Source organism: Streptomyces sp. NPDC014889 (assembly GCF_043081205.1).
Lineage (GTDB): Bacteria > Actinomycetota > Actinomycetes > Streptomycetales > Streptomycetaceae > Streptomyces.
Genome location: NZ_JBIBWH010000006.1, coordinates 403402 through 423464, shown reverse-complemented (window position 1 = coordinate 423464; position 20063 = coordinate 403402). Strand labels below are relative to the sequence as shown.

Below are 20063 nucleotides of genomic sequence, written 5' to 3'. Positions count from 1 at the left end.
CACTCCCTGGAGACAGGGGGTGCCGCCCTCGGGCGTGTTCCGGGTCACAGCGGTGGACCGGTGGAATGCCGTGGCCGGTGGGGCAGTTGACGCCGGTGCGCGGTCGACGCGCGTGCGTGTCGGCCGCTACCGACCACGATTTCGAGGAGCCCCCCACGTGACCGTCACCGCCTCCGAATCCGCTCCCGGGTCCGCCTCCCGCGCGGCCGAGATCCTCTCCCGCCCCGTCACGCTGAACGGCCTCACCGTCCCCAACCGGATCGTGATGGCGCCGATGACCCGGATGTTCTCGCCGGACGGTGTCCCCGGCGAGGACGTGCTGTCGTACTACGCCCGCCGCGCCGCCGCGGGCGTCGGTCTGATCGTCACCGAGGGCACCTACGTGGGGCACGACTCGGCCGGGCAGAGTGACCGCGTGCCGCGCTTCCACGGCGAGGAGCAGCTCGCGGGCTGGGCGAAGGTGGCCGAGGCCGTGCACGCGGCGGGCGGCACGATCGTGCCGCAGCTCTGGCACATCGGCATGGTGCGCAAGCCGGGCAAGCCGCCGTTCCCCGAGGCGCCCGCGGTCGGCCCCTCCGGGCTGCGCATCGGCGAGTCCGAGGTCACCGGCAGGGCGATGACGCGGACGGACCTGGACGACGTCATCGGCGCGTTCGCCGAGGCGGCCGCCGCCGCGGAGCGCATCGGCTTCGACGGCGTGGAACTGCACGGCGCCCACGGCTATCTGCTCGACCAGTTCCTCTGGGCGGGCACCAACCGCCGTACCGACGCCTACGGCGGCGACTTGGTGGCCCGTACGAAGTTCGCGGCCGAGATCGTGGCGGCGGTGCGCGCGTCCGTCTCGCCCGGCTTCCCGGTCCTCTTCCGGTACTCCCAGTGGAAGCAGGGCGCCTACGACGCCCGCCTGGCGGAGACGCCCGAGGAGCTGGAGGCGATCCTGTCGCCGCTCGCGGCGGCCGGAGTGGACGTCTTCCACGCCTCCACGCGCCGCTACTGGATGCCGGAGTTCGAGGGCTCGGACCTCAACCTCGCGGGCTGGACCAAGAAGCTGACGGGGACGCAGGCCATCACGGTCGGCTCGGTGGGTCTGAACGGCGACTTCGACAGGGCGCTCCAGGGCGAGGGCGCGGAGCTCGGCAGCCTCGACAACCTGCTGGACCGGCTGGAGCGCGACGAGTTCGACCTGGTGGCCGTGGGCCGCGCGCTGCTCCATGACCCCGAGTGGGCGGCGAAGGTCCTCGGCGGCCGCTTCGACGAGCTGAAGCCGTACGACGCGGCGGCCCTGAAGACGCTGAGCTGAACCGAGCCGGGTTCCGGGGCGGCGGCTGCCTGAGGCGGACGCCGCCCCTGCGCTTGGTGTCCGGCGGCCCCTGGCCCCTCCCGGCGGATTTTCGCTTGCTTAAGTCAATCAAGTCCAATTAAAGTTGCCTGAGTCAAGTACACCCGCTCTCCGACGGAGACCTTCCTTCATGTCCGACGCACTCGCCCGGCCCGCCACGGCAGGGCAATCCGCGCCCCGGCCCAACGCCGTCGTGGCCGTACTCGCCTTCGCGGGCATCGTGGTCTCGCTGATGCAGACCCTGGTGATCCCGATCATTCCCGAGCTGCCCCAGCTCCTGCACGCCTCGGCGTCGGACACCGTCTGGGCCGTCACCGCCACGCTGCTCGCCGCGGCCGTGGCCACCCCGGTCATGGGCCGCCTCGGCGACATGTACGGCAAGCGCCGCATGCTCCTGCTGAGCGTGGCCATGCTGGTGGCCGGCTCGGTCACGGCCGCGCTGAGCGACTCCCTGACGCCGCTGATCGTCGGCCGTGCCCTGCAGGGCCTCGCCTCCGGTGTCATCCCGCTCGGCATCAGCATCATGCGCGACGAACTGCCCGCCGAGCGGCTCGGTTCGGCGACCGCGATGATCAGCGCCTCGCTCGGTGTCGGCGGCGCCCTCGGACTGCCCACCGCCGCCCTGATCGCCGAGAACCTCAACTGGCACATGCTGTTCTGGGTCTCGGCCGGCCTGGGCGTCGTCGCGGCGGTGCTGGTGCTGGTCCTCGTGCCCGAGTCGGCGGTGCGCACCGGCGGCCGCTTCGACCTTCCCGGCGCGATCGGTATGGCGGTGGGCCTGGTCTGCCTGCTGCTGGCGATCTCCAAGGGCGCCGACTGGGGCTGGGGCAGCGGTACGACCCTGGGCCTGTTCGCGGCGGCGGTCGTGGTCCTGGTCGCCTGGGGCCTGTTCGAACTGCGCGTCGAGGCGCCCCTGGTGGACCTGCGCACCACGGCCCGCCGCCAGGTGCTGGTGACCAACCTCGCCTCGGTGGCCATCGGCTTCGCGATGTTCTCGATGTCCCTGGTCATCCCGCAACTGCTGCAACTGCCCGAGCAGACCGGCTACGGCCTCGGCAGGTCGCTGCTGGCCTCCGGCCTGGTCATGGCTCCCTCCGGCCTGGTGATGATGGCCGTCGCCCCGGTGTCGGCGATCGTCTCGCGGTCCAGGGGCCCCAAGGTGACGCTGATGATCGGCGCGCTGATCGTGGCCGCCGGCTACGGCCTCAACATCGCCCTGATGAGCGAGGTCTGGCACTTCGTCCTGACGTCCTGCGTGATCGGCGCCGGCATCGGCTTCACCTACGGCTCGATGCCCGCGCTCATCATGAGCGCCGTCCCCGCGTCCGAGACGGGCGCGGCGAACAGCCTCAACACCCTGATGCGCTCGATCGGCACATCGGTCGCCAGCGCGGTGGCGGGCGTGGTCCTGGCCCATATGACCACCGCGTTCGGCCCGTACCAGCTTCCCTCCGAGAACGGCTTCCGCACGGTCCTCGCCGTCGGCGGCGGCGCCGCCCTGCTCGGCTTCCTGGTCGCGTCCTTCATCCCGCGCCCGCGCACCGCGGCGCCGGGGGAGCCGACGGGGGCCGGCCGGCCCGCGCCCGCCGGGGCGAAGGTGCCGTAGGTCCCGGCCCCGCTCCCTACGGGTTGCCCGGGTTGCTCATGGGTTCGATGTCGACCCGCACGGGATGGCCCCAGACCCGCACCACCTCGTAGTCGGTGAACTCGTGCACGAGCCGGTAGGCGGGCGCGGCGCGCGGGGCCCTGCGCTGGGCGGCGATGAACAGCTCCGCCTCGCGCCGGTCCCGGCGCGGGGTGCCGCACAACTGCCACTCCCGCCCGTTCCACAGCTCCGGCAGCCACCGCTGCTGGGGCTGCGGGCGGTCCTCGCGGACGCCGTAGCGGGACGGGGTGGAGGCGGCGGGTTCGGCGGCGCGGCGCGCGTACGAGGCGTACGCCCCGTCGACCTCGGAGCGGCGGGCGGCCCGGCGCCGGGTTTCGCACAGCAGACACAGGTCGGGCGCGCTCTCGTCGACGGGCCCGTTCGGATGCTCGGGGCAGCGGGTGGCGGGTGCGGCCGTCGTGACGGTCTCGTCCAGCAGGTCGAGAGCGCGCCGGAGATCCGCCTTCATCTCGTGGAGCCTGGCGTCGGGCGTATCCGCGGAGAGCGCCTCGCCGTGCTCGCCGAGCAGACGCAGGGCCCGGCCGAGGGCGGTGAGCTGGGCGTGGTTCATGGTGTCCTCCAGCGTAGGACGCCCCGGCCGGTGGCGGAGCCCCCGGTCAGTCCGTCCGCCTTCGCCCGGCTCAGTCGCGGGCCCGCTCCAGCGCCGCGCGCAGGTGGCCGTCGGACTCCTCCAGGAGGCGGGTCGCCGTGGAGCCGTCGAGGTCGGCGAGGAGGGCGAGGACGGCGGTCTTCACCTCGCCGTCCGCTGCTGCCAGCGCCCGTTCGATCTCGTCGTCCGGCGCGCCCGTGGCCAGGGCGACGATGCGGCGGGAGCGGGCGCGGAGCTTGTCGTTGGAGGCCCGTACGTCGACCATCAGGTTTCCGTAGGTCTTGCCCAGCCGGATCATCGTGATCGTCGAGAGCATGTTGAGGACCAGTTTCTGCGCCGTCCCGGCCTTCAGACGGGTTGAGCCGGTCAGCAGCTCGGGGCCGACGACGACCTCGATGCCGTGCTCGGCGGCGGCCGCCAGCGCGCTGTCCGCGTTGCAGGACAGGCCGACGGTCAGGGCGCCCAGGGCGCGGGCGTGCTCCACCGCGCCGATGGCGTAGGGGGTGCGGCCGGAGGCGGAGACGCCCACCACCGTGTCGTCCGGTGCGAGACCGAGGGCGTCGAGCGCCTCGGCCGCCAGCTCCTTGGAGTCCTCCGCGCCCTCGACCGAGGTCACCATGGCCTGCGGGCCGCCCGCGATCACCCCGACGACCTGGGAGGGGCGGGTGTTGAAGGTCGGCGGGCACTCCGAGGCGTCCAGGACGCCCAGCCGCCCGGCCGTGCCCGCGCCGGCGTAGACCAGCCGGCCGCCACGCGCCATCCGCTCCGCCACCGCGTCGATCGCGGCGGCGATCTGCGGCAGCCGCTCGGCCACGGCGGCGGGCACGGTGGTGTCCTCGGCGTTCATCAGCCGGGCGATCTCCAGCGTCGGCAGCCGGTCGATCTCCGCCAGCTCGGGGCGGAACGCCTCGGTCGTCAGCGACTCCAGCTCGGAGCGCAGCTCGCGGTAGTGGGGCGTGGAGGTCATGGGAAGGGCGGCTCTCCTCGTGCGATGCGGTACGGCTGACCGTACGGATCCGGGCTTGTTCGGTTCTCGGCCACGAGCGCCACGAGAGCTAGGAACGGTGCGTTCCGCCCCGCGGGCTGTGCCGGTGGGCGAGCGCCTCGTAGGACGCGGCGAGCGCGGGCGCCGCCGTCTCGTACGTCCGCTGGGCCACCCCGACGAACAGGCAGTCCACCACGAGCAGTTGGCTGGTCCGGGAGGACATCGCCGCCGGGCGCAGCTCGCTCTCGCGGGCCGTGGAGGTGGTCAGGACGTGGTCGGCGTACTGCGTCACGGGCGCGGTGGGCCGGCCGGTGATGGCGACGGTGGTCGCGCCGCGCTCGAAGGCCACCCGCAGCGGTTCGATCACGTCCCCGGTCGAGCCCGAGTGGGTGATGGCGATCGCCACGTCCCCCGCGCGCAGTTGCACCGCGTTGGTGACGGCGAGGTGCGGGTCGCTGTGCGCGTGCGCCACCAGCCCTATGCGCAGCAGCTTCTGGGTGAGGTCCTGGGCGACCAGTCCGGAGGCACCGATGCCGTAGACGTCGGTGCGGCGGGCGGCGGCCAGCGCGGTGACGGCCGCGCCGAGCTGGATGGTGTCGAGCCCGGCGGCGGTGTCGGCCAGCGTCTGCTGCTCGTCGTAGGCGAGCTTGGCGACGACGTCGGCGATGGGGTCGTCCACCGCGATGTCGGTCGTGATGGCGGGCGCGCGGCCCGACTGCTGCTGGGCGGCCAGGCCCGCGAGGGCCAGGCGCAGGTCCCGGTAACCCGGATAGCCCAGCAGGCGGGCGGTGCGTACGACCGTCGCCTCGCTGGTGCCGGTGAGTTCGGCGAGGCCGGTGACCGTGAGGGCCGCGCAGCCGGCCGGGTCGCCGGCGACGGCCTCGGCGACCCGCTGCATGGAGCGGGTCATCGAGGGCGCGAGCGTACGTACCTTGGCCGCGAGGGCGGCGGGTGCGGGGGGCGTGAGGCCCGGGGCGCCCACGCCTGCGAAAATTTCCTTCACGTCCTGGGTCACACAGTGAAAGGTATTTTCCGTACGGTCGCGTGGTCAAGGCCGCGCGCAGAGGCCCCGAGGACCGCGGCGGAGTTCAGCGCACCTCCTTGCGCGCGCCCCGCCGGATCGCGGTCGCCACGCAGCCGGCCGCCAGCACCACGGCGACCGCCAGGGCCCGTTGCGCGTCGTCGGTCGCCGTGTGCCGCAGGAACGCGTCCGGCGCCTGCGTCAGCTCGGTCGGGAGCCAGCGCGACACGTGCGGCACCGCCCCGAGCAGCGGGAGCGTGAACAGCACGAGCAGCGCGTACCCGACGGTGCCGAGCGTGCTGCGCGCCAGTGTCGCGGCCAGCGCCGTGACCGCCACGGCGAACACCAGGTACACCGAACCGGCGAGCGCGGTCCTTCCCATGGCCGCCGTACCGGGACTGCCCAGCAGGACGGCCGTCTCGTACCAGGCGGCGAGCAGCCCGGCCAGGTAGCCGCCCACGGCCCCGGCGGCGCTGACCGCGAACCTCGGCACCAGCAGATCGCCGAAGCGGCGGGCGCGCGTGCGGTAGAAGACCGCCAGCGCGGGCCTGGCGTCGAGCGAGCACGCGTACGCCGCCACGACGACGGTCACGATGAGGCCGATCCCGAGCGCGTTGCCCACGTACTGGACCACGCCGTCCGCCGGGACCGGGGGCGGAAAGACGATCTTCACCCGCTGACCCGAGCTCCCGGCGTGGTTCAGCAGTTCCCCGGAGTACCGGGCGAGCAGCGGCCCGGCGAACCCGAAGAGCACGAAGACGCCCAGCAGTGCGATCAGTCTCTTGGTGCGCAGCAGCCGGAGCCACTCGACCCGCCACAGCGAAAGCTCGTTCACGCCGCATCCGTCCGTACGTCTTGTCCGTGGTGTCCGTGCCGTCCGCCGGTCAGGGCCAGGAACGCGGCCTCCAGGTCGGCGTCGACCGGGTGCAGGCTGATCAGAGCGGCGTCCGCCTCGGCGATCGCCTTCGGCAGCAGGCGCTCACCGACCGCCGTGCTCGCCGCTTCGACGCGTACGGACCCGTCGGGGCCGACCGCCACCGAGGTGACCCAGTCCTGCCGCCGCAGCAGTCCGGCCAGCCGCTGCTCGCCGCCCCCGCGCAGCCGCACCTCCCAGGCCGGCTGGAGGAACCGGTCGATCAGGTCGCGTACCGGCCCCTGGAACAGGAGCCGCCCCCGGTCGAGGACGCCCACCGTGTCGGCGACCCGCTGGACGTCCGCCAGGACATGGCTGGAGAAGATCACGGTGCGGGTCCGGCCGAGCCCGGCGACCAGGGAGAGCACCTCTGCCCGCCCGGACGGGTCGAGCGCGCTGGACGGCTCGTCGAGGATCAGCAGCTCGGGGTCGAGCGCCAACGCCACCGCGAGGCCCAGCCGTTGCTTCATCCCGCGGGAGAAGCCGCCCGTGCGGCGGTCGGCCGCCTCGGTCAGGCCGACCTCCGCGAGGACGGCCGCGACCGGGTCGGGGGCGTCCGTGCCCCGGTCGTGCTTCGTACCGCCACGGCGGCGGCGCCTGTCGCGTGCGGCCAGACCGCGGGACTGGCGCACCACCTCCGCCGCGGTGAGCCACGGTTCGAACTCGGGGGTGTCGGGGCAGACCCCGATCCGTCCCGCGTCGATCGACAACCGGACCTCGCCCGCGTCGGAGCGGCGCAGACCGGCCACGATGGACAGCAGCGTGGTCTTGCCCGCGCCGTTCGGGCCCACCAGACCGTAGACACCGCCGCGCGGCACCTCCAGGTCCACGCCGTGCAGCCCCGCGCCGTTCCCGTAGTCGCGCACCAGGCCCGTGGTGACCACGGCCGGCCCGTTCACCGGTTCTCGCTCCGCCCCGCCACCAGGTAGGCGATCGGACCCAGGGGGTTCACGAACAGGCATATCAGCACCCAGGCCCAGCGGGGCAGGTGACGGGTGTTCCGGTGCCGTGCGACGTCGACGAGGCAGTGGACGAGCAGAGCGAGCTCGGCGACCAGCAGAGGCGCGATCGCGGCCCAGGGGACCGCTGAGAAGTTGAGGCTGGAGGCAATCACGGGACGGACTCTCTGTGGGGGTTTCGGATCGGGTGGATCACGGCGTCTCGGGCGGGAGGACGAAGAATCCGGCGACCTTCTCGTCCGTGTCGAACGCGACCCGGGCCTTCATCTCACCGGCCTCGTAGCGCAGCGGGATGTCCACCACGGTGTGATCGCCGACGCGCCGGACGAACGGCTCGCCCTCGCCGAAGCCCTCGAACGCGCCGACGAGGCCGGCGACACTGGCCAGGGCGTCGCCCCGCACCTCGTCGGTGAAGGCCGCCAGCACCTCGGCGTTGAAGGACGGCCTGGCGTCGTCCATGCGGCCTTCGAGGACGGCCGTGACGATCTCGAGGGCGCGCCCCGCGGCGTCGGTCATGCGCACGGTCTTGTCCATGGGTTCTCCCGTTCGGGGGTCGATGGGCTTGCCGAACCGCTGGAAGGCGGCCTGGCGGGTGACTCCGAGCAGGTCCCCGACCTCCTGCCAGGTGTGACCCGCGTCCCGGCTCTGCTGCACGCAGAGCTTCAACACCTGTTCGGCCAGGGCGTCCACCTCCTGCGCGCGCCGGACCAGTTCGAGGTAGTCCGGCGCGGCCAACGGGCTGCCCGCGGCCGAGGCCAGGGCCGAGGCGTGCTCGGCGAGCCGCGCGCTCAGGGAGGTGAGGGGGAGGGAATCGGTCACGCGTAAAGGATGCCTTTACGCCCGGAGGGGTGTCAAGGCTTCCTTTACGGCGAGAGGTGCTCCCGTCCGTGCGTGATCCGTCACCGGTGTCCGGTCCGTGACTTCCGGGTGACAATGGGGGCATGGAACCCGTCAGCCCCCTGGAGCAGGCCCTGCACGCCGCCCGCGCCCTGGTGCTCGCCGACCTGGTCGCCGGCGAGGTCGCCGACGCGGACGTGGTCTCGCTCGTGGAGGACTCCGTCGTCCAGCGCCGCTGGTGGGTGGAGCAGTGGCCGGAAGGCGCGCGGTACGTCGCGGGTCTGGTCGCGCAGGACGTCCAGGACGCGCTCCTGGAGCGGTACGGCCGCTGGCCGCTGTGCCCGGTGTGCGGCTACGGCGACCCGCACGCGCTGGACGTCGAGCCGGAACTCGGGCCCGACCCGCACTGGGTGTGCACCAAGGTGGGTGTGAAGGTGGCGCCGGTGGGCGCCCTGGCGGAGGCGACCGGCCGGAGCACCACGTCGTGACGGTGCCGCGCCCGGCGGTCGCGCCGTGACCCTCTACATCGACCCGCCGTCCTGGCCGGGCCACGGCCGCATGTGGTCCCACCTGGTCAGCGATGTCTCCTACGACGAACTGCACACCTTCGCCGAGGGGTTGGGGGTGCCCCGCCGCGCCTTCGAGCGGGACCACTACGACCTGCCCTCACACCGGTACGCCGACGCGGTGGCGGCCGGCGCGGTCGAGGTCAGCAGCCGCGAGGTGGTACGGCTGCTGTACGCCGCCGGGCTGCGCCGCCCCAAGGGCCGTGTTCAGGGCCGGAGTTCGTAGGAGATCTCCTCCTCGTCCTCACGCACGGCGACGAAACCGGCGCGGCTGAGGACGCGTTGGGAGGGAACGTTGTACCGGTCCACGGTCGCGATCAGCGTCCGTACGTCGTCCCGGGCCAGCGCCCAGGCCGACAGCGCGCGCAGCGCCTCGGTCGCGTAGCCGTGGCCGCGGGCGGACACGGCGAGGTCGTAACCGACCTCCGCGCGCCCCTCCTCGTCGGGCACACCGTGGAAGCCCATGCCGCCGACCGCGAGGCCGTCCTCCTGCCGCACCAGCACGAACATCCCCCACTCGGGCCGGTGCGCTCCGGCCTCGTAGGCCTTCACGGCCATCCCGGCGGCGTCCCGCGTGCCCTCGTAGGGCCCGCCCTCGGCCCATGTGAACCCGCCGTCACCGCCGGCGCCCAGATCGCGGGCGGCGGCGGGGGTGACGCCCTCCAGGGTGAGCCGGCCCGCGGGGACGGCCGGCGGGTTGCTCCAGCGCCACTCGGTGACCGGCGGCCGGCCGGGGAGGTCGCCCCGGCCGGTGGCCCACAGGAGCGTCGGCCAGGGCGCGGAGCCCGGCCGGACGTGCGGGAAGAGCCGGGTCAGCACGTCCTCGCACAGTTCGGCGGGCGGCTCGTGGGCCAGGTGCAGGCCGGTCGCGATGTCGTGCGTGTGCAGCAGCACCTCGGCGACCCCCATCGCGGCGAAGCCCTCGCGGTTCGCGCTGCGGAAGGGGTACGGGTGGAAGGCCCGGACCTCGCGCGGGGTGGTGCGGACGGCGGCGGCGAGCAGGGCGCCGGTCGCCTCGATCACGTCCAGGACGTCCGCGTTCCCGGTGCCCTCGTCGAGGGTGATCTCGAAGGGGACGTAGGCGTGCTGTGCCCGCCCGGCCAACTGCCCGGCGTACGCGACGAGATCGCTCGCGATGTGCTCGGCCGTCCGCCGGCAGCTCCACTCGAGCCGCCCGGCCGTCGCGCGGTCCCAGTCCTGGTCCGTCGCCGTCCTCAGGAGCGCCACGGCGCCCGCGACGGCCTGCTCCACCTGTTCCCCGCCCCAAGTACGCATACGGCGCAGGGTAGGCGCGGTGATGCCCTCAGAGCGACAGCATTTCCAGCTCGGAGGTGACGTTGTAGCGGGCGGTCGCCTCCCAGTGCTCCGTCCCGTACGGGGTGCGGAACAGGCGGGGCAGGGCGAGGAGCTGCCGCAGGACGTCGGCACGGCCCTCGCGGAAGGCGTCGCTCGGGACGAAGTGGTACTCCTCGCGGACCCCGGCCGCGTAGGCGGCGTACGCCGACGGCGACGCGGCGAGGATCGCCAGGTCGGCGTCGCACAGCACCTGTCCGTCGCGGTCGCCGTCGGCCGGGTCGTGGGTGACGGTGAGCCGGACCAGCCGGGCGACCTCGGCGGTCTTCTCGGCCGACACCCCGGCCTCGGGAAGCGCGCGCTCGGCGAGCCGCGCGGACCGCTCCTCGTTCTCGGACCGCTCGGGCAGGTAGACAGCGTCATGGAACCAGGCCGCCAGCCGGACCACGTCCGGATCGCCTGCGTACCGCTCCAGCACGTCGACGCGGTCGAGGACGGCGGCGAGGTGCGTGATCGTGTGGTAGTGCCGCTGCGGCTCCTGCCACCGCGCGAGCAGGTTGTCGGCGTACGGCACGGGGTCGGGACCGCCACCGGGACCCCGGGCACCCTCCAGGGCACGGCTCCAGCGGAAGCGCAGGGCGTCGAGATCGGCCATGCGCTCATTGTCGCCCTTGCCGGGCGGCCGGCCACCGTCAACGGCTGAGGGGAGGGCAGCTTTCAAGGGGAGTCGTCCTCTTCCGCAGTCCTCCCTCCGCGTCCTTCTCGAACAGGAAGGAGTAGCAGCGGTGGACCTGGGAGTGCGAGGAGCCGAACATGACGGCCTCGTCGTATGCCGCGACGAACTGGACGACGGTGGTCAGCGACCGTGTCGACTGTGTGTAGGAGACGAGCGTGCCGTGGTTCTGCCGGGCGAGGCCGCGTGTGCGCGCCTCGCTCGGGTAGCGGGTCCGCGCCTCGTTCGACAGGTCACCCACGTACGACTCGGTCAGCCGGGCCATTCGCTCCAGTGCCGCTTTCTCATGGCGCTCGTTGGCCCGGTCCTGGCGGTGGGCCAGGAACATGAGCGTCCCCGCGATGAGCGCCACCGCGACCAGGGGCGCCATGAGGGCGATCAGGCAGCCGGGAGCCGGTATCCCGTCGCGATCGGATCGCGACCGCGTACCGGGGCCGGAGGGGGAGCCGAGTGGCATGTTCTCGTCCTTCGCCGGAGGTGCGGGAGTCTCCCATGGCGAAGGTCACCGGCGGTGGGTTCTCCGACCCCGTACCCTGATATTGGACTAGACCTGTCCGCTTCAGGGGAAACGAGGGAAGGGCTCCTATGAGCATGCGTGCAGTCCTGGAGGTGATCGCGCTCGATGCCGGGGACGCGGTCGCCGCTCAGGCCGGAGGCGCGGACCGCCTCGAGCTGATCACCGACATCGCGGCCGACGGGCTCACCCCGCCGGTCCGTACCGTCGCGGGGATCCGCGCCGCCGTGGACATTCCGCTGCGGGTGATGCTGCGGCTCGCGGACGGGTTCGGCGTGGGCGGTGCCAGGGGGCTGGACCGGCTGGCGGGGGTCGCGGGCGAGATGCGGGCAGCCGGCGCGGAGGAGTTCGTGCTGGGGTTCCTGGACGAGGAGGGCGGGGTGGACCTGGAGGCCGTCGAGCGGGTGGTCGGCGAGCTGGACGGCTGTCCGTGGACCTTCCACCGGGCGATCGACCGCGCCGCCGACCGGGACGCGCTGCGCAAGCGGCTGGACGGCCTGCCGGGGCTCGACGCGTATCTGACGGCGGGCGCCGCCTCCGGCGTGGACGAGGGGCTGCCCACGCTGATCGCGGAGGCCGCACGCGGCGGCGAGCCCGGCTACGAGCCGCAGATCATGGTCGGCGGCGGACTGCGGCTGGACCATGTGCCCGCTCTGCTCGCCGCCGGGATCGGCGCCTTCCACATCGGCGGTGCGGCCCGCCCCGGCGGCTGGGACGGACCGGTCTGCGTCGAGGCGGTCGCAAAGTGGCGTGCGGTCCTGGACGGGGTGGCGGTCCGGCAGCCCGCGGGCTGAGAGGCGGCGCCCGACCGGGGCGGGGTGGGATCGGGGCGGGTAATTCGTACGCCTGGCCCATTCCGACCGGGCACGATGTCGTTCATGACAGCAACGTCTCCTGACCCCACCGGGCTGCCCTATCACCGTATGGCCCGGTACTCGCCTCACCACCGCTGGTGGCGGCCGCTGCTCGGCACCGTGGTGCTGGTTGTCGGGTCGCTCCTGGCCGCCGGCATCCTCTACGCCCTCACCGACGGGATCGGCTGGGCCGCCGGTTACCCGGAACTGCCGGACGGCGGCGCCGACTTCGGTCCGATTGCGAACACGGGCCTCGACCTGGCGTTCATAGCCCTGGACCTGCCGCTGGTCCTGCTGGTCGTCCTCTGGCTGGGCCGGCGTCCGGCCGGCACGGTGGCCTCCGTCACCGGGCGGCCGCGTTGGCGGTGGCTGGGCTGGTGCGTGCTGGCCGCCGTGCCCCCCATGGTGCTGCTGCCGGTGGTCGCGGGCTTCCTGCCGGGCGACGAGGGTGACGGCGGCGGGTCCGACGTGTGGGTGGGGTGGCAGACGTTCCTCGTCTCCCTGGCCATGCTGGTCGTCCTCGTGCCGTTGCAGTCGGCGGCGGAGGAGTACGTCTTCCGCGGCTGGCTGCTCCAGGCAGCCGGGGCGTATCTCCGGTCCCCGTGGCTGGCGGTGCTGCCGCAGGCGGTGCTCTTCGCGGCCGCGCACGGCTGGGGCACGCCCTGGGGCTTCGCCGACCTTCTGGTCTTCGGCGTGGTGGCGGGGCTGCTGACCATCCGCACGGGCGGGCTCGAGGCGTCCATCGCCCTGCACGCGCTGAACAACCTGCTGGCCTTCGGCTTGTCCGCCGCGTACGTGGACGGGCTGGCGTCCGACGAGACGGCGGCGGACGCCTCCTGGCAACTGGCCCTCGTCGACATGGTCTCGGTGCTGCTCTTCGCCGCGATCGTGCTGCGGCTGGCCCGGCGACGCCGCCCGCAGCACCTGTCCGCCCCGCCCCCCGAGCCGATGTACGCCCCGCCGCAGGGCGCGTACTGGCCGTATGGGCAGGTGCCGGGTGCGTACGGTTCGTACCCGCAGCAGGCGCCGGCCGGGTACGGGCCGTACCCGCAGCAGCCCGGAGCGCCGTGGCCGTACCCGCAGCAGCCGGGTGCGCACGGGGCGTACGCGCCGCCGCCGGGTGCGCCTTGGCCCTACGCGCCGCCGCAGGGCAATCCTGGTCCGTACCCGCCACCGCCCCCGAACGCGACCGTCCCAGGCCCGGCCGCCGCGCCGGGTGCAGCACCGTCCGGCCCTGGTGGGCCCAGGCCTGCGGGGCCCGACGCCGTGCCTTCCGGCGCCGATGGGCCCGGGTCTGCCGCGCCCGGCGCCGAGTCCGGCTCCGCTGCGTCCGGTTCGGCAGCGCCCGGCCCCGCCGTGCCCCGCCCCGCCGTGCCCCGCCCCGCCGTGCCCGGCGACGCGCACAGCCCGGACGGGCGCAGTTCCGCTGCGACCAGCGATGCACTCAGCCCCGAAGGGACGAGCACCGCTGCCTCCGCCCCCGACGACGGGGTTCAGGAAAGCTGAGCCGGCAGCGGGGCCGCGTGGGTGACGATCAGGCCCGAGACCGCTCGGGTCAGGGCCACGTACAGGCGGCGCAGGCCCGTGCGTTCGTCGGGTTCGCCGGTGACGACGGCCTGGGGTTCGTCCAGGACCACGTAGTCGTACTCCAGGCCCTTGGCGAGGGAGGCCGGGACCAGGGTGAGGCGGGTCTCGGCCGTCGTCTCCGTGCCGGGGGCGAGGTACGGCAGGCCGGCCGCCGTCAGAGCTTCGGTCAGCGCCGGGACGCGGGCGTCGGCGGCGATCAGGCCGACCGAGCCCTCGTTGCGCAGCAACTCCTCGCAGGCGCCGACCACGTCGGCGTCCCCGGCGGAAGTGCGGATCTCGAAGAAGCCCGGGTTCTCACGCACCGACGCCACGGGCGCGAGGCCGGGCGCGATGTGCGGCAGCAGCCGGGAGGCGTACGTGATGACGTCCGTCGGCACGCGGAAGCCCGCCGTCAGCTCCTCGATCAGGCCGTCGGGCTTGCCGAGGTGGGCCAGGGCCTCCTCCCAGGTGCGGGTGGCCCACGGCGTGGTGCCCTGGGCCAGGTCGCCGAGGACGGTCGCGGAGCCGGTGGTGCAGCGCCGGCCGACCGCCCGGTACTGCATGGGGGAGAGGTCCTGCGCCTCGTCCAGGACGACATGCCCGAGGGAGTGGGTGCGCTCCACCAGGTCGGCGGCCTCGTCGATCAGTACGGCGTCGGCGGCGGACCACTTGGCCGACTTCACCGACCGTACGGGCCGGGCCCACAGGAGCGTCTTGCGCTCCTCCTCGGTGAGGATCCCGTCCGCGTGCTCCGCGAGGAAGTCCGCGTCGGTCAGCAGCCGCAGCACCAGTTTCGCCGGGTCGACCTGGGGCCAGACGTCCTTGACGGCTGCCTTGACCGCCGCGTTGCGGGCCACCGCGTCCTGCACGCGGTCGTCGGGGGCCTCGCCCGCCCGCTCCATCTGCACCAGCACGGCGTGCGCGATCCGCTGCGGCAGGGCCTCGCGGGCGGCGCCGTAGCGGATGCCGCGGTCCAGCAACTCGCGGACGATGTCCTCCAGTTCGTACGCGGAGACGCGCCAGCGCCGTGAGCCGCGCACCACCACGACCGGTTCGGTGGGCATCGTGACATGGGAGTACAGGGCCCTGCGGAGCACTTGGGCCATCCGGGCGTCGCCCTTGACGATCGCGGTCGCCGCGTCGTCCGCGCCCCGCACCTCCACATGCGCCACGAGATCGTCGACGGTGGCCTGCTGGACGGTCAACTCACCGAGCGCGGGCAGCACTTGCTCGATGTAGTGCAGGAAGGACCGGTTCGGTCCGATCACGAGCGTGCCGGTGCGGGCCAGCCGCTCGCGGTGGGCGTAGAGGAGGTAGGCGACCCGGTGCAGGCCCACGGCGGTCTTTCCCGTGCCGGGGCCGCCCTGGACGCAGACCGTGCCGGACAGCCCGGACCGCACGATCTCGTCCTGCTCGGGCTGGATGGTCGCCACGATGTCGCGCATCGGGCCCACACGGGGACGCTCGATCTCCTGCTGGAGCAGCTTGCTGGTGGTGGCGGCCCCCGACGGCTCGGCCGGGTCGGACAGGTGCTCGTCCTCGTACGCCGTGAGGTCGCCGCCGGTGTAGCCGAAGCGGCGGCGCAGCCCGACGTCCATCGGGTCCTTCTTCGAGGCCCGGTAGAACGGCTGCGAGACCGGTGCGCGCCAGTCGATGACCATGGGGTCGCCCCCGGCGTCGTGCACGTGCCGCCGCCCGATGTGCAGTGTCTGATAAGCGGCCTCCGGCCGCGGGCGTTCCCCTTCGGCGCCCTCCGCCCGGTCCGCGCCCGGACTGTGCAGGTAGTCCAGCCGCCCGAAGAACAGCGGGGTGTCGCTGAGGTCGGCCAGCGCCTTGATGCGCTCGTCGATCTGGCGGGCGAGGACCTCGGCGTTGACCCAGTTCGCGGTGACGTCCCGGATGTCGAGCGACTCCACGTCCTCGCGCATGGCGCGCAGCGCGGCACGGGAGGAGGACAGGTGGGCGCGCTCGCGGGCGAGGGGGTCGCCGGCCGGGTGCGCGGAGTCGGCGGACGTGGGCGCGGACGAGGGCGAGCGGGACAAGGGTGTGCCTCCGGAAGGCCTAAGGGACAGGCGGGTGCGCCGTGCGGCTGTGCCGTGCGCGGCGGGAACTGCCGACCGGTTTCCGTCCGGACGGCGGCGCTCCGTGAGGGAGGCGGGCAAGAGGGCGATTCTAGGTCGTCGGCGCAGGTGGAGGCCAACCGATATTCCGTTACCGCGTGCCGCCGTGTCGTGATCTTCCGGCCCCGCAGGGCCGACTTTGCGCCAACCCAGTGGTCGTGTACACAACTACTGTGTGAATGAGGGTTGTTGGGTGTTGTCGCACCTGGCCCGCCGGGACGTGGGCCGGCAGGTGCTGATCGAGGAATACCTGGACGCCCCCGAGTTCAGCTGGGAAGCGCTCGTCGAGGAGGGCGAGGTGATCTTCGGGGACCACACCCGCAAGGTGACCACCGGACCGCCCGAGTTCGTCGAGCTCCAGCACCAGTTGCCGTACCTCCCCGCCGACCGGGACCGCGTCGACCGGCAGACGGCCGCGCTCGTGGCCGCCGCCGGCATCCGCACCGGCATCGTGCACGACCATCAAGCTCCCGCCCGAGCACTTCTCCTCCGGCGCCGTCGGTGCCGTCATCGCCACCGGCGACACCGCCGCGGCGGTCGAGGGCGCGCTGCTGACGGCGTCGGATGCCATACGGGTGGAGATCGCCTCCCGCTGAGGGATTTCACCTACAGGACGTAGGGGTTGCTGTCCTCCCGGAGAGGTACGCGGGGGCCGGAAGAGCCGGTCCGCGGACCGATGCCGGACTCGGGTCCGCGGATCCACCATGGAGACATGAGCGCAGCAACCATCCACCCCGCTCCCGCCGCTCGCCCGGCCGGCGCCACGGCTGTCCAGGACAGCCCCCGTCATCACGCTCTGGGCGACGCCCTGCACGCTGTCAAGGTGTTCGCGGGCGCCCTGTTCGACGTGGTCGTCCTCGGCGAGTACGGCGAGGAGGCGGGCGTACGCCGCAAGTGAGCAACTAGGGTCGGTTCGTGACAGCACGGAAGGTGACCGCCCGGTCACCCGCGGCACCCGCCCTGGCCCTCCTCGTCGTCTCCTTCGCCGCCCTCGCGGCCCTGTTCGCGGTGCAGCGGGTGCAGATGGCCGACGCGGTGGTCTACCAGGCCGAGGGCGCGGCGGTCGTCCACGGCCACGACCTCTACGGCTTCACGGTCACGCGGGGACGGCTGCCGGCCACGTACCCGCCGTTCGCGGCCCTGCTGTTCGTGCCGACGGTGTGGCTGCCCGCCGCGGCCCTGAAGGCGGCGTTCCTCGCCGGCAACGCGCTTCTGCTCGCCTGGCTCGTCCACCTCTCCGCGCGGCTCGCCGGCCGCCGGGCCGGACTCCCGCTGCTGTGCGCCGCGACGGCGCTCGCCGTCTGGCTCGAACCGGTCTTCCAGACCTTCGTGTACGGGCAGATCAACCTCGCGATCGTCTGCCTGGTCCTGTGCGACCTGACCCGGCCGCCCGGCGCCCGCGGCAAGGGCGTCCTGATCGGCGTCGCGACCGGCATCAAGCTCACCCCGGGCCTGTTCATCGTGTACCTGCTGCTGCGGGGACGGCGGCGCGAGGCGGCCGCGGCCCTGGCCGGGTTCGCCGCGACGGTCGCCGTCGGGGTGCTCGTCCTGCCCGCGGCCGGCGTCGACTACTGGACGCGCCGGGTGTTCGAGACCAGTCGGGTCGGCAAGCCGTGGATCATCGCCAACCAGTCGCTCCAGGGCCTGGCCGCGCGGCTGCTCGGCGAGCCGTCGCCCGGCCTCGCCTGGGTCCTGCCGGCCGTCGCGGTGGCCGCCGCGGGGCTGTGGCTCGCCCGCCGGGTGCGGCGGGAGCGGTGGGGCGTGCTGCTGACCGGCCTGACCGCGCTGCTGGTCTCACCGATCAGCTGGTCCCACCACTGGGTGTGGTGCGTCCCGCTGATCGCCGTGCTCCTGGCCGAGGGCCGCCGCGTCTGGGCGGCGGTCACCGTGGTCGTGTTCACGGCCCGCACCCTGTGGATGGTCCCCAACAAGGGCGTGGAGCTGCACCTGTCCTGGTGGCAGCAGCCCCTGGCCTCGCCCTATCCCCTGCTGGGTCTCGTCCTGCTCGGGGCGGTGGCGCTGGCTTACCGCAGACAGCGGTCCGGCCGGACGGGGACGGGTCAGCCCTCCTCCGCCAGCAGTTCGTCGGCGTCCATGATCCGGTAGGCGTAGCCCTGTTCGGCCAGGAAGCGCTGGCGGTGCGCGGCGAAGTCCTGGTCGATGGTGTCGCGGGCGACCACCGAGTAGAAGTGGGCCTGGTGCCCGTCGGCCTTCGGGCGCAGCACCCGCCCGAGGCGCTGGGCCTCCTCCTGGCGGGAGCCGAAGGTGCCCGAGACCTGGATGGCGACCGTGGCCTCCGGCAGGTCGATGGAGAAGTTCGCCACCTTGGAGACCACCAGCACGCTGATCTCGCCCTCGCGGAAGGCGTCGAAGAGCTTCTCGCGCTGCGCGTTGGACGTCTCGCCCTTGATCACCGGCGCGTTCAGGTGCTCGCCCAGTTCGTCGAGCTGGTCGATGTACTGGCCGATGACCAGGATCTGCTGCCCGGCGAAGCGGCGGACGATCGCCTCCGTGACCTTCCGCTTGGTCGCGGTGGTCGCGCAGAAGCGGTACTTCTCCTCCGTCTCGGCCGTCGCGTACGCCAGCCGCTCGGAGTCGGTCAGGTTGACCCGGACCTCGACGCAGTCGGCGGGCGCGATGTGGCCCTGCGCCTCGATCTCCTTCCAGGGCGCGTCGAACCGCTTGGGGCCGATCAGGGAGAACACGTCCGACTCGCGGCCGTCCTCGCGCACCAGGGTCGCGGTCAGTCCCAGCCGCCGCCGGGCCTGGAGGTCCGCGGTGAACTTGAAGACCGGCGCGGGCAGCAGGTGCACCTCGTCGTAGACGATCAGTCCCCAGTCCCGGGAGTCGAACAGCTCCAGGTGGGGGTAGATCCCCTTCCGCCGGGTCGTCAGCACCTGGTAGGTGGCGATGGTGACCGGGCGGACCTCCTTCCTGGTGCCGCTGTACTCCCCGATCTCGTCCTCGGTCAGCGAGGTCCGCTTCACCAGCTCGTGCTTCCACTGCCGGGCCGAGACGGTGTTCGTGACGAGGATCAGCGTCGTCGACTTCGCCTGCGCCATCGAGCCCGCGCCGACGAGCGTCTTGCCGGCCCCGCAGGGCAGCACGACGACGCCGCTCCCGCCGTGCCAGAAGTTCTCCACGGCCTGCTTCTGGTAGGGCCGCAGCGCCCAGCCGTCCTCGCGCAGCTCGATCGGGTGGGCCTCGCCGTCGACGTATCCGGCGAGGTCCTCGGCGGGCCAGCCCAGCTTCAGCAGGGTCTGCTTGATCTGCCCGCGCTCCGAGGGGTGCACGGCCACGGTGTCCGGGTCGATGCGGGCGCCGACCAGCGGGGCGATCCGCTTGGACTTCAGCACCTCCTCCAGGACCGGCCGGTCGGTGGTGGTCAGGACAAGGCCGTGCGCCGGGTGCTTGCTGAGGGTCAGCCGCCCGTAGCGGTCCATCGTCTCGGCGATGTCGACGAGCAGCGCGTGCGGCACGGGGTAGCGGCTGTACTGCACGAGGGCGTCGACGACCTGCTCGGCGTCGTGCCCGGCGGCGCGCGCGTTCCACAGGCCGAGGGGGGTGACCCGGTAGGTGTGGATGTGCTCGGGCGCCCGCTCCAGCTCGGCGAACGGCGCGATGGCCCGACGGCAGTCGTCGGCCTGCTCGTGGTCGACTTCGAGAAGCAGGGTCTTGTCCGACTGGACGATCAGGGGACCATTCACGCGCAGCGCCCTTTCCATTGGTCAAACGTCCAGTGTGCCCTACTCGTGGCTCCTCGCGCCGCTCCCGCGGTCCGCCGGCTCCGGCCACGGGGCGACGGCGGAACGCAGCCGGCCGGCGCGGTTCTGCCGCGGCGGCACTGGCAGGGGCAGAGCATGCTGATGGAGCCTTTCCAGACCCCCTCCGCCGTTGCCGAGGCCGGGTTCCGGGTGCCCACGGGCCTCGGGGTCACGCTGATGCCTCTGCGGCACCCCTTCGCAGCTAGTGCCGCGACAGGTGACGTTTCCGAGAGGCTGTTGCCGACCGGCCGGTCGGAACCGGGAGGCGCGCGGAGCTTTGTGGCAAGGGAGGGGGAGGTCCGATGAACGCTGGACTGACGGTGGGCGAGCGGATCGTGCTGCTC

At 73.2% G+C, this 20063-nt stretch carries 21 protein-coding genes; 9 read left to right on the top strand and 12 right to left on the bottom strand.

The features are described from left to right. Positions 1 to 157: 157 nt before the first annotated feature. Positions 158 to 1300 (top strand): NADH:flavin oxidoreductase, encoded by a 1143-nt coding sequence (locus ACF09J_RS14800; RefSeq protein ID WP_392305793.1) that lies wholly within the window; start codon positions 158 to 160, stop codon positions 1298 to 1300. 169 nt (positions 1301 to 1469) lie between these two features. Beyond that, on the top strand, positions 1470 to 2945 hold the full coding sequence (locus ACF09J_RS14795) for an MFS transporter (protein ID WP_392305792.1): 1476 nt from the start codon (positions 1470 to 1472) through the stop codon (positions 2943 to 2945). A 16-nt stretch (positions 2946 to 2961) separates the two neighbouring features. Here ACF09J_RS14795 and ACF09J_RS14790 read toward each other — a convergent pair whose 3' ends face one another. From ACF09J_RS14790 to ACF09J_RS14760, 7 genes are all read right to left on the bottom strand, one after another. Further along, positions 2962 to 3555, bottom strand: a complete 594-nt coding sequence (locus ACF09J_RS14790; protein WP_392305791.1) for a hypothetical protein — start codon at positions 3553 to 3555, stop codon at positions 2962 to 2964. A 70-nt stretch (positions 3556 to 3625) separates the two neighbouring features. Then, positions 3626 to 4561, bottom strand: a complete 936-nt coding sequence (gene murQ / locus ACF09J_RS14785) for an N-acetylmuramic acid 6-phosphate etherase (RefSeq protein WP_392305790.1) — start codon at positions 4559 to 4561, stop codon at positions 3626 to 3628. Between the two features lie 88 nt (positions 4562 to 4649). Next, positions 4650 to 5594, bottom strand: coding sequence for a MurR/RpiR family transcriptional regulator (locus ACF09J_RS14780; protein ID WP_362345769.1), 945 nt, complete (start codon positions 5592 to 5594; stop codon positions 4650 to 4652). A 73-nt stretch (positions 5595 to 5667) separates the two neighbouring features. Beyond that, complete coding sequence (locus ACF09J_RS14775; protein ID WP_392305789.1) at positions 5668 to 6435, bottom strand: hypothetical protein; 768 nt, start codon at positions 6433 to 6435, stop codon at positions 5668 to 5670. Continuing rightward, positions 6432 to 7412: an ABC transporter ATP-binding protein gene (locus ACF09J_RS14770; protein WP_392305788.1), complete on the bottom strand. Its 981-nt coding sequence runs from the start codon at positions 7410 to 7412 to the stop codon at positions 6432 to 6434. Before ACF09J_RS14770 ends, ACF09J_RS14775 begins: the two co-directional genes overlap by 4 nt. Continuing rightward, positions 7409 to 7627 carry a PLD nuclease N-terminal domain-containing protein gene (locus ACF09J_RS14765; protein WP_392305787.1) on the bottom strand — a complete coding sequence of 73 codons (219 nt, stop codon included), beginning with the start codon at positions 7625 to 7627 and terminating at the stop codon, positions 7409 to 7411. The genes ACF09J_RS14770 and ACF09J_RS14765 overlap by 4 nt, the downstream gene beginning before the upstream one ends. Positions 7628 to 7664: 37 nt before the next feature. Then, a complete protein-coding gene (locus ACF09J_RS14760; RefSeq protein WP_392305786.1) occupies positions 7665 to 8291 on the bottom strand; it encodes a DUF3887 domain-containing protein in 627 nt (208 codons plus the stop codon). Between the two features lie 122 nt (positions 8292 to 8413). Here ACF09J_RS14760 and ACF09J_RS14755 point away from each other — a divergent pair, with 122 nt between their 5' ends. Together ACF09J_RS14755 and ACF09J_RS14750 are read left to right on the top strand one after the other, a co-directional pair. Next, positions 8414 to 8797, top strand: coding sequence for a hypothetical protein (locus ACF09J_RS14755; RefSeq protein ID WP_392305785.1), 384 nt, complete (start codon positions 8414 to 8416; stop codon positions 8795 to 8797). 25 nt (positions 8798 to 8822) lie between these two features. Continuing rightward, positions 8823 to 9101 (top strand): DUF4031 domain-containing protein, encoded by a 279-nt coding sequence (locus tag ACF09J_RS14750; protein ID WP_392305784.1) that lies wholly within the window; start codon positions 8823 to 8825, stop codon positions 9099 to 9101. Here the strand turns inward: ACF09J_RS14750 and ACF09J_RS14745 are convergent. Genes ACF09J_RS14745 through ACF09J_RS14735 form a run of 3 tightly spaced genes read right to left on the bottom strand, consistent with a single transcriptional unit; the run spans position 9083 to position 11358 of the window. Further along, positions 9083 to 10150, bottom strand: a complete 1068-nt coding sequence (locus ACF09J_RS14745) for a GNAT family N-acetyltransferase (RefSeq protein WP_392305783.1) — start codon at positions 10148 to 10150, stop codon at positions 9083 to 9085. The genes ACF09J_RS14750 and ACF09J_RS14745 overlap by 19 nt on opposite strands. Positions 10151 to 10178: 28 nt before the next feature. Next, complete coding sequence (locus tag ACF09J_RS14740; RefSeq protein ID WP_392305782.1) at positions 10179 to 10823, bottom strand: hypothetical protein; 645 nt, start codon at positions 10821 to 10823, stop codon at positions 10179 to 10181. Positions 10824 to 10860: 37 nt separating this feature from the next. Further along, a complete protein-coding gene (locus ACF09J_RS14735) occupies positions 10861 to 11358 on the bottom strand; it encodes a hypothetical protein (RefSeq protein WP_392305781.1) in 498 nt (165 codons plus the stop codon). Positions 11359 to 11486: 128 nt separating this feature from the next. Here ACF09J_RS14735 and ACF09J_RS14730 point away from each other — a divergent pair, with 128 nt between their 5' ends. Continuing rightward, positions 11487 to 12209 (top strand): copper homeostasis protein CutC, encoded by a 723-nt coding sequence (locus ACF09J_RS14730; protein WP_392305780.1) that lies wholly within the window; start codon positions 11487 to 11489, stop codon positions 12207 to 12209. Positions 12210 to 12293: 84 nt separating this feature from the next. After that, entirely contained in the window at positions 12294 to 13775 is a 1482-nt protein-coding gene (locus ACF09J_RS14725; protein WP_392305779.1) for a type II CAAX prenyl endopeptidase Rce1 family protein, read from the top strand. On the opposite strand, the gene ACF09J_RS14720 is transcribed toward ACF09J_RS14725, so the two are convergent. Then, positions 13763 to 15763 (bottom strand): HelD family protein, encoded by a 2001-nt coding sequence (locus ACF09J_RS14720; protein ID WP_392305845.1) that lies wholly within the window; start codon positions 15761 to 15763, stop codon positions 13763 to 13765. The genes ACF09J_RS14725 and ACF09J_RS14720 overlap by 13 nt on opposite strands. 385 nt (positions 15764 to 16148) lie before the next feature. Here ACF09J_RS14720 and ACF09J_RS14715 point away from each other — a divergent pair, with 385 nt between their 5' ends. From ACF09J_RS14715 to ACF09J_RS14705, 3 genes are all read left to right on the top strand, one after another. Further along, a complete protein-coding gene (locus tag ACF09J_RS14715) occupies positions 16149 to 16574 on the top strand; it encodes a hypothetical protein (protein ID WP_392305778.1) in 426 nt (141 codons plus the stop codon). Positions 16575 to 16667: 93 nt separating this feature from the next. Next, the gene (locus ACF09J_RS14710; RefSeq protein WP_392305777.1) at positions 16668 to 16853 is read left to right on the top strand and encodes a hypothetical protein; all 186 of its coding nucleotides are present in this window, start codon (positions 16668 to 16670) and stop codon (positions 16851 to 16853) included. Between the two features lie 17 nt (positions 16854 to 16870). Further along, positions 16871 to 18061, top strand: a complete 1191-nt coding sequence (locus tag ACF09J_RS14705) for a glycosyltransferase 87 family protein (RefSeq protein ID WP_392305776.1) — start codon at positions 16871 to 16873, stop codon at positions 18059 to 18061. Here the strand turns inward: ACF09J_RS14705 and ACF09J_RS14700 are convergent. Next, positions 18016 to 19662, bottom strand: coding sequence for a DNA repair helicase XPB (locus tag ACF09J_RS14700; RefSeq protein WP_392305775.1), 1647 nt, complete (start codon positions 19660 to 19662; stop codon positions 18016 to 18018). The two genes, ACF09J_RS14705 and ACF09J_RS14700, sit on opposite strands and share 46 nt — an antisense overlap. Between the last annotated feature and the right edge of the window lie 401 nt (positions 19663 to 20063).